1 pseudogene is annotated in these 283 nt (G+C 43.1%); it reads left to right on the forward strand.

Annotation, left to right across the window (positions count from 1 at the left end):
- Positions 1-283, forward strand: a pseudogene (locus BHE89_RS01405) (RNA pyrophosphohydrolase); the annotation flags it as partial.

Here is a 283-nt window from a genome sequence, read left to right on the forward strand (position 1 = left end):
AGTTTCCTCAAGGAGGAATTAACCCTGGAGAATCGCCAGAGCAGGCAATGTACCGAGAGTTGTTCGAAGAAGTTGGGTTAAGTCGCAAGGATGTCAAAATTCTTGCCTCCACACGTAACTGGTTACGTTACAAGTTACCTAAGCGTTTGGTGCGTTGGGACACAAAACCTGTTTGTATTGGACAAAAAACAGCGTTGGTTCCTTTTGCAGTTAACAAGTAATGATAAAGACATTAATGTTCAACAAAGCAAAAACGCCAGAATTTGATGGCTGGCGTTGGGTG

This window comes from Shigella sp. FC1967, assembly GCF_001743005.1.
Lineage (GTDB): Bacteria > Pseudomonadota > Gammaproteobacteria > Enterobacterales > Enterobacteriaceae > Proteus.